Here is a 7,929-nt window from a genome sequence, read left to right as displayed (position 1 = left end):
GATGGAATAACAAATGAAAAAGTACAATGGGTTCAAGATAAACTAAATAATAGGCCTAGAAAGCGTCTAAATTACTTGACTCCAAATGAAAAATATAATTATGTTGTAAATAATCAAAAAGTTGCATTTGCAACTTGAATTCAGGTATAATAAACTTCCCACTATTATAAATAATCTATAAATGCTTTCCATAAATACATTGGCTACAAATCTCACCATCTATATTAGCAATATCAGGTAATCTGCCCCAAAGTTCGAATTCTGTTTTTTCAAGTAAACTTATACTTGCCTTGTTGGGTGCTTAAAGAATTGCAAATAGATTTTTAAAACCTAGTTCTGGCGCTTTATTTATTGCAAAATCCATCAATTTATTGGCATAACCTTTTTGGAAATGTTTGTCGTGAATATAATAGCTCACTTCTGAAGACATGGCTAAAGCTCGTCTGCCCGAACGCCATGCAGAGAACGAAAAGCAAGCAACCACCTCCCCATCAACTACGCCTACATAAACAGAATATTTATCTTCAGAATGAATATCAAACCATAGTTCTCGCTCTTTAAAACTAATACGATCTAAGTCAGCAGTGCAATATCTCGCATCAACAGCTTGATTGTATATGGTATTGATTGCTTCTAAGTCGGTATGTTGGGCTAAACGAATATTCATTATTTGATTGTATCGGTTTGATTTAGTATTTAAAAATAAGAAAGCTTTAATGAATAATGCACACCTATTAATTCACACAAATGTTAAACAAGTTTAAAACTTACTAAACATAGTAAGTGTATGGTGAAATACAATTATAGAGTATTATATTTGATTTACAACTTAATAAATATCATGTTAGATTATAAGCCCATAAAGTACTTCTATTTTTACATTCTATTATTCTTCTCTATTACGGGTTTTGCACAAAACCATGAAAACTCAGATATAATTAAACTAAACAGTGTTGCATCAAGCAATAATCAGTTTAATGATTTAAATCATCTGAAAAACATTATTGGTGACGCTCGTGTTGTGATGCTTGGAGAACCAAGCCATGGTGAGGGTAATGTATTTGAAGCTAAAACACGATTGGTCAAATTTCTTCATCAAGAAATGGACTTTACTGTTATAGCTTTTGAAAGCAGTTTTTATGATTTTTATAAAATTCCAATAAGTATTCGCGAAGGAGATAAACAAATAGATTGCTTAAAACGATGTATTTATCCTATATGGTGTGAAACAAGTGAGTTTCAAGGCATGTTTAAATATCTAGTTAAACAAAAAACGAAATTAGAAGTTACAGGCTTCGATTGTCAATTTATGAGTGAGTATTCTGAAGAAATACTACTGGGTGACCTTTTTGTTCTTGCTGAAAAATTAGATTCTAAACTTAGCGAAAAAGAGTTACAGTTCTTGAACGAAACACTTAATTACTTGAGTGAAAGTTTTGACGTTCCAGACACTTACAACTTAAAATATTTAATTCGCTTGATTAATCGTTTTGAACAAAAATTAAACCGTTTGGATACAGATAAAATTATTAATAAACAGCCGGTTCATTTATGGTTACAAGTGCTATTCAATATAAAGGAAGTTGCAACAGATTACCATCAAAATCATCCATCACGTAAATCGAGAGAAGAATATAAAGCTTCGGACAATAATAGTCGAGACGCCCTAATGGCAAATAACTTGCTTTATTTTATCAAACACAATCCCAATAAGAAGATTATTTGTTGGGGAGCTAATGCTCATTTTGCAAATCAGTTAAAAGCCTTGAATAATGAAGAGCTCAGTAATTTTGCACCAATGGGGAGCATCTTAAAAAAAGAACTGGGTGATAAAAATGTTTTTATAATCGGTACAACTTGTGCAAGTGGAAAATATGCAAGCCTTTCAGAAAAAGCTAAAACAATTCCCAATCCTCCAAAAGGAAGTATAGAACAGAGGCTGATATCTGATTCTATCATTAATGCCATTATTCCCTTAAACAAAGAAAAAATTATAACATGTTCTGCTCTTGATTATTCACCCCTTAAAGGTAAATGGGGTTCTGTGTTCGATGCACTATTATTTATTAAGGAAACCCAGCCATGCAGACTATATAAAGGTGATATCGATTATGAAGAAGAAGAATTGGAAGACAAAAACCATGTAATTTCTGAAATAAGCCAGACTAAAACATCCACTTACAAATCAATTAAACAGTCTGATATTGATGAAATTATTGTAGGGCGAATCGTCATGGATAAAAATGATGAACCAATTCCTTATGTCAATATTGGTTTAAAAAATAATCCAATAGGAACTATTAGTAATGAGAATGGAAATTTCAAACTAAACATTACCAATAAAAATCTCGAAGACACAGTCTGTGTTTCGTGTATCGGCTACAAAATCCAATATCATCCTATAAAGAAGCTTCTTAAGAAACCGAAAATAGAAATAAAAATGGAAGCGCAGAACTACGATCTAAACGAAGTTACAATATCTGTAGAAAGACTTACCTCTAAAAAGATACTTAGAAAAGCAATTAGGGCTATTGAAAAAAACAACTATCAAAAAGCTTATACTCAAGATGTTTTATGTCGCAAAAAAGATAAATATTCAGATAGTAATTCGGAATATCTACTTGAATTTGTCAATCACACTTACGACAGTAATGGCTACAAACCAAGGTGGTTATTTATGACAAGTGTAAAAGAAGAAGAAGATCAACGACTTGCTACTAGAATTTCTGATTGGGATACTATAAATATGAAACATGAGAAGTTTAAACCAATCAAGCTCAAATTCATCCCATTTTCAGCATATCAAGATATGATCAACTATAGAAAAAATAATTTTCTAAACCCAATGAAATGGTTCAGATATGATTTTCAACTCTCCGATACGCTACTATTCAACGGACAAACCGTATTCAGAATCGATTTTAGGTGCAAATACCCATCCCATCGAAGTACCTTACAACTATATGTGTCTAAATTTTACGGCTACTTGTATATAAATATGCAGGACTATGCTATTGTAAAAGTAGAAAGCATCACTATAAATGATAAGAGTAAAATTCGAAATGCTGATCACTACGAGACGTATAAATCAAAGAATATATGGTTCGAGAGAGATGTTATATTCTATCGTAAACAAGACAATTATTATTTTATGGATTATACCTATCATCAGAACAATTGGTCATGGGGCAGTTATTGTGAGAGATTTGGTTTTAAAGCCAATATAGTAAAGGACAAATCATTCGAATTTCCCAAAAAAACAAAACCCATATCTGATGATTTTTGGTCTCCTTATACGAAACACCATCGATACAAAAATCAATATCAATATCAATATCAGGAAATAAAAAAAATAAGCAAAAAATAAAAAAAAGAAACCTGACAGATTTACTTACGAAATGTAAATAAATCTGTCAGGTTTAATATTATATTTTAATAATAAGCTATCCTTATCCTGGGAATTTAGGGAATTTCTGAAAATCAGGATCACGTTTTTCTAGGAATGCATTCTTACCTTCTTGAGCTTCCTCCATTAGGTAATACATCATGGTTGCGTCACCTGCAAATTCCATCATACCACGCTGTCCGTCAAGCTCGGCATTTAAACCACGCTTAATCATACGAAGTGCCATAGGACTGCGCTGCAACATAATTTTACACCACTCAACAGTTGTGTCCTCTAAGTCTTCTAAAGGCACCACCTTGTTAACCATACCCATATCTTCAGCTTCCTTAGCGGTATACTGCTGACATAAGAACCAAATTTCACGCGCTTTTTTCTGACCAACGTGACGAGCCAAGTATGACGATCCAAAACCCGCATCGAAACTACCTACCTTAGGACCCGTTTGACCAAATATGGCATTCTCAGAAGCAATCGTCAAATCGCAAACCACGTGCAATACGTGACCACCACCAATAGAATAACCATTTACCATGGCAACAACTGGCTTGGGCATAGAGCGAATCGCTTTGTGCAAATCCAATACGTTTAATCTTGGTACACCTTGCTCATCGATATATCCGCCAACACCTTTTACATTTTGATCACCACCAGAACAAAAGGCTTTATCTCCAGTTCCTGTAAACACGATCACACCAATATCAGAACGCTCACGGCAAATATCCATAGCATCGAGCATATCGAAATTCGTTTGTGGACGAAAAGCATTATATACCTCTGGTCGATTAATTGTAATCTTTGCAATTCCTTCGAAGAAATCAAACTTAATATCTTCGTATTCCTTTATTGTTGTCCAGTTTCTTGTTGTCATCTTTCTTTATTTTTCATCCACAAATCACACTAATTACACAAATTTTTTATGCAAAACAGTTTGAAATTCACGGATATTATATTGCTATTTATATTTCTCTTAAGTTTTTGAAATAATCTTTCAAGATCACATCATTCAATTCTCTAGGTGTTTTTACCTCTAAAATACTAGCTCGATTATCTGACTTGAAGAAATCAGCCAAAGTTTGATCTAGTTTTTCCAAATTATCGGCATAAAAATAATCTAAACCGTAGGTTTCAGCAAGCTTATCGGCTCTATAATTTTGAGTCACTTCAAAGTATTCTTCCAACTCAGGCACATCTGATGGTCCTGGAATAAATCGAAAGATACCTCCTCCACCATTATTTATAAGAATAATCTTAAAATCTTTATTTAAATACTTATTCCACAAGCCGTTACTATCGTAAAAGAAACTAACATCACCCGTAATAAGCGTTGTCTTTTTTCCATTTACATGAGATGCTCCAACTGCTGTTGAAGTGCAGCCATCTATACCAGAGGTACCACGATTAGAATTATATGTAAGATTCTGATCGATTTTAAACAACTGTGCATAACGAATAACCGATGAGTTGGCTAATTGTAAGTTTCCGCCCTCGGGAATGGCTTTTAAAACATGTTCAAAAGCTTTTAGATCTGACCATTCTGTTTTTTGCAGATACGAGTCATGTGCGAAATCGCAAAGCTGATCTCTATTCTTCCAAATTTTAGCATATTCACTTTCATTTTCAGTTAAAAGTGGTAATATATCTTCAAAAAATGATTCTGGAGAAAGGTCAATATGTGAAGTTAAGGTTTTGAATGTATCAACAAAAGCGTCCTCTTTCCCCACAAACCAATGCTTATTAGGAGAATAATCTCTTAATAGTGATTTAATTTTCTTAGAAACAAGAGGTCCTCCAAAATTGATCAATAAATCGGGTTGGAAATTCTGCATTTCATCACCAGAGAAACTTGTAATAACTCTATCGATACAAGGAAGAAAATTCTCATCATCTAAGTTTGATATAGATTCCGTTAAAACGACAACTTGCTCGTATTTAGCCAAATGACTTAAACACACATTTAGGTTCTCATTCTTAGGTAACAATCCTGCAATAATTAATATTTTTTTAGAAGCTTTCCACTCTTCACCCAAACGCCTCTTTGCTTCATCAGATATCGCATCCTTAGAAATCACTTTATCGATGATTCGTTCAGCTTTATTATCTAAAGCTTTTTCTCCATACAAAGGTTCTTTAAAGGGAACATTTATGTGAACAGGTCCCATTCTTCCAGAAACAGATTTGGATAAAGCCTCGTTCATGATTCGATTAATATGCCACAAATCATCCGTTCCTTCTGATGCTATTGGTAAATGATAACTAGCTTTCACAAAGTTTCGAAACACATCAACCTGATTAACCGCCTGACTATCATCCTGCCCAATCCACTCACAAGGCCTATCGGTAGATATAACGACCAAAGGTAAACGCTGATGGAAAGCCTCAGCAATAGCTGGTGCATAATTTAATAATGCTGTTCCCGATGTACACACCAAACCAACTGGTTTTCTAGTTTGTTGAGCTATGCCCAAAGCAAAATAGCCAGCACTACGTTCATCAACAATAATAGGCGTTTCTATACGCTTATCGCGAGCAAATGAGATCGTGAGAGGTGCATTTCTCGAACCTGGAGAAAGTACAACGTGTTGAACACCTTTTGCAGCGCAAATATCAATTATTTCATTAACACCTTTTATATCTGATGTATATTGAGTCATTCTTCTATTTTTAGATATCAAACTCAGGTCGTAAAACAAGACCAGAGTAAATTATATAAAACCACTATTTTCTGATTACCGACAAAAGCGTTTGAGCTTTATTTTGGGTTTCTACCCATTCATCTTGAGGAATAGAATCAGCAGTAATTCCGCCACCAACGAATAAAGATAATTGATTTTCTGCTATTTTCATGGTTCTTAAGTTCACATACAACTCAACATTGCCACCCTTTTTTAAAAGTCCCCAATAACCTGCATAATATTCCCGATCGTGAGTTTCTACTGAATTGATTAATTCTAAAGCCTTTTGCTTTGGTAAACCACAAACAGCAGGTGTTGGGTGTAAAGCTGATATAATCTTGGCTTTATTTTCAAAACAAAGCTTAGTCTCAGTTTTAAACTCTGTTTTCAAATGAACAATTTGTCCAGCTTGCACTGTATATGGTCCCTTTCGCTCAAATACATCAATTGAATTTGCTTTAAAAACGTCTTCGATATAACGACTGACAAAAGCTTGTTCTTCAATCTCTTTTTGACCCCATTTAATATCCGACAAGTTAGAACTTACCATAGGTAAAGTCGCTGCAAGTGCGACAGTTTCGCTTACATCCTTTTCTGATTTAAATAGCAACTCTGGGCTTGCTCCCATCCACGAACAATCGCCAGGAAGGGAGACAAATGAAACAAAAGCTTTGGGGTAATTCTCACAAAGTTGAAAAAATAAAGATGAACTATCGAAACCTTTATCATTCTTTTCAACATGAATCCGTGACAAAACTGCTTTATCTAGTTCTTTTTCTTTTAAAGCTTTTAAAATATCCGTAATCTGCGAAAAGTAATCAGCCTCAGTACCTTCAATACATGCCTTATTTCTAGATAAAGGCATTTCATTTTTGTATAAACTTAGCTCATCAAAACAAGCCTGATCAACCTTACCAGAACTAAAATTAAAATCTTCACGAATAAACCATGACTTATGCTTACCAGCTGAATCGAATGGCGCAAAAACAAAGCCTTGTTTATCTTTTAAATCTGCAAAATTATGAAAACTCATCAGATCTAAATCTTTCTGAATACCAATTTCTATTATTTCAGATTTTGGTAATTTGTAAGCAAAAAATGGAAGATGATTACTTAAGGCATATTTTAAAATTTCTTTCAGCTTTTGTAATATAATCACATCTTTCATAGCTGTTTTTTTAGCACAATATTAGTCAACCGACAGATCGACACCAGCTTATTCTTTTCGTTTGAAATATTTATTTCTACAATATGACTCGTTCGACCCTTATGTATAAATTTTGCTTTTGCGATCAAAGTCCCTTTATTAATACTTCGAATATGATTAGCATTTATCTCCATGCCTTTTACATCGTATTTATCTAGGTCAACATGAATAACAGAAAGTGCTGAACCAGTAGATTCTGCTAATGCTAATGTCGCTCCACCATGTAAAATACGCATGGGTTGGTAATGCTTTGATGTCACAGGCATTTCTGCAACTAAATAATCTTCACCTACTTCGGTGTATTTAATTCCTAAATGTTCCATTAAAGTATCGGAACTGATTCTATTTAGGAGTTGAAGTTTTTCTTCTTTGTTAATCATTTAACAAATATAAGATAATACACAGAGATGAAAAACTTGTAGAAAGATTGATTTCAAGAAAGAGTTCAAACTGTATAATTTTAACAATTCTAATAATTAAAGTAGAAAAAGTTATTAATCGAGTAGGTTGGGGGATTACTCCCCCGCCCTCTCACACCACCGTACGTACTCTCGTATACGGCGGTTTCAAATTAATTTTGTAACAGTGCGTATTTAATCGACATATTAAACAAACCTAAATCCTCGAACCATTTTAGGTTCATA

At 33.7% G+C, this 7,929-nt stretch carries 6 protein-coding genes; 1 reads left to right on the top strand and 5 read right to left on the bottom strand.

Annotation, left to right across the window (positions count from 1 at the left end):
- Window positions 1-301: 301 nt before the first annotated feature.
- Window positions 302-667, bottom strand: a complete 366-nt coding sequence (locus EMN46_RS18230; RefSeq protein ID WP_154202435.1) for a GNAT family N-acetyltransferase — start codon at window positions 665-667, stop codon at window positions 302-304.
- 120 nt (window positions 668-787) lie between these two features.
- On the opposite strand from EMN46_RS18230, the gene EMN46_RS18225 reads away from it, so the two are divergent.
- Window positions 788-3,367 (top strand): erythromycin esterase family protein, encoded by a 2,580-nt coding sequence (locus tag EMN46_RS18225; protein ID WP_154202433.1) that lies wholly within the window; start codon window positions 788-790, stop codon window positions 3,365-3,367.
- An 82-nt stretch (window positions 3,368-3,449) separates the two neighbouring features.
- On the opposite strand, the gene menB is transcribed toward EMN46_RS18225, so the two are convergent.
- From menB to EMN46_RS18205, 4 genes are all read right to left on the bottom strand, one after another.
- Window positions 3,450-4,274 carry a 1,4-dihydroxy-2-naphthoyl-CoA synthase gene (gene menB, locus EMN46_RS18220; RefSeq protein ID WP_154202431.1) on the bottom strand — a complete coding sequence of 275 codons (825 nt, stop codon included), beginning with the start codon at window positions 4,272-4,274 and terminating at the stop codon, window positions 3,450-3,452.
- A gap of 88 nt (window positions 4,275-4,362) precedes the next feature.
- A complete protein-coding gene (menD, locus tag EMN46_RS18215) occupies window positions 4,363-6,057 on the bottom strand; it encodes a 2-succinyl-5-enolpyruvyl-6-hydroxy-3-cyclohexene-1-carboxylic-acid synthase (protein ID WP_154202429.1) in 1,695 nt (564 codons plus the stop codon).
- A 64-nt stretch (window positions 6,058-6,121) separates the two neighbouring features.
- Window positions 6,122-7,246 (bottom strand): isochorismate synthase, encoded by a 1,125-nt coding sequence (locus tag EMN46_RS18210; protein WP_154202427.1) that lies wholly within the window; start codon window positions 7,244-7,246, stop codon window positions 6,122-6,124.
- Window positions 7,243-7,665 (bottom strand): PaaI family thioesterase, encoded by a 423-nt coding sequence (locus EMN46_RS18205; RefSeq protein WP_154202425.1) that lies wholly within the window; start codon window positions 7,663-7,665, stop codon window positions 7,243-7,245. Before EMN46_RS18205 ends, EMN46_RS18210 begins: the two co-directional genes overlap by 4 nt.
- Between the last annotated feature and the right edge of the window lie 264 nt (window positions 7,666-7,929).

The sequence above is a fragment of the Ancylomarina sp. 16SWW S1-10-2 genome (genome assembly GCF_009669305.1).
Lineage (GTDB): Bacteria > Bacteroidota > Bacteroidia > Bacteroidales > Marinifilaceae > Ancylomarina.
Note: the sequence above shows the minus strand (reverse complement) of the source record. Positions and strands in the feature narration are given on the sequence as shown.

Bases quoted from the DNA above. Each gene is read 5' to 3' on its own strand.
- EMN46_RS18230 (WP_154202435.1), bottom strand. From the start codon at position 667: ATGAATATTCGTTTAGCCCAACATACCGACTTAGAAGCAATCAATACC.
- EMN46_RS18225 (WP_154202433.1), top strand. From the start codon at position 788: ATGGTGAAATACAATTATAGAGTATTATATTTGATTTACAACTTAATA.
- menB (WP_154202431.1), bottom strand. From the start codon at position 4,274: ATGACAACAAGAAACTGGACAACAATAAAGGAATACGAAGATATTAAG.
- menD (WP_154202429.1), bottom strand. From the start codon at position 6,057: ATGACTCAATATACATCAGATATAAAAGGTGTTAATGAAATAATTGAT.
- EMN46_RS18210 (WP_154202427.1), bottom strand. From the start codon at position 7,246: ATGAAAGATGTGATTATATTACAAAAGCTGAAAGAAATTTTAAAATAT.
- EMN46_RS18205 (WP_154202425.1), bottom strand. From the start codon at position 7,665: ATGATTAACAAAGAAGAAAAACTTCAACTCCTAAATAGAATCAGTTCC.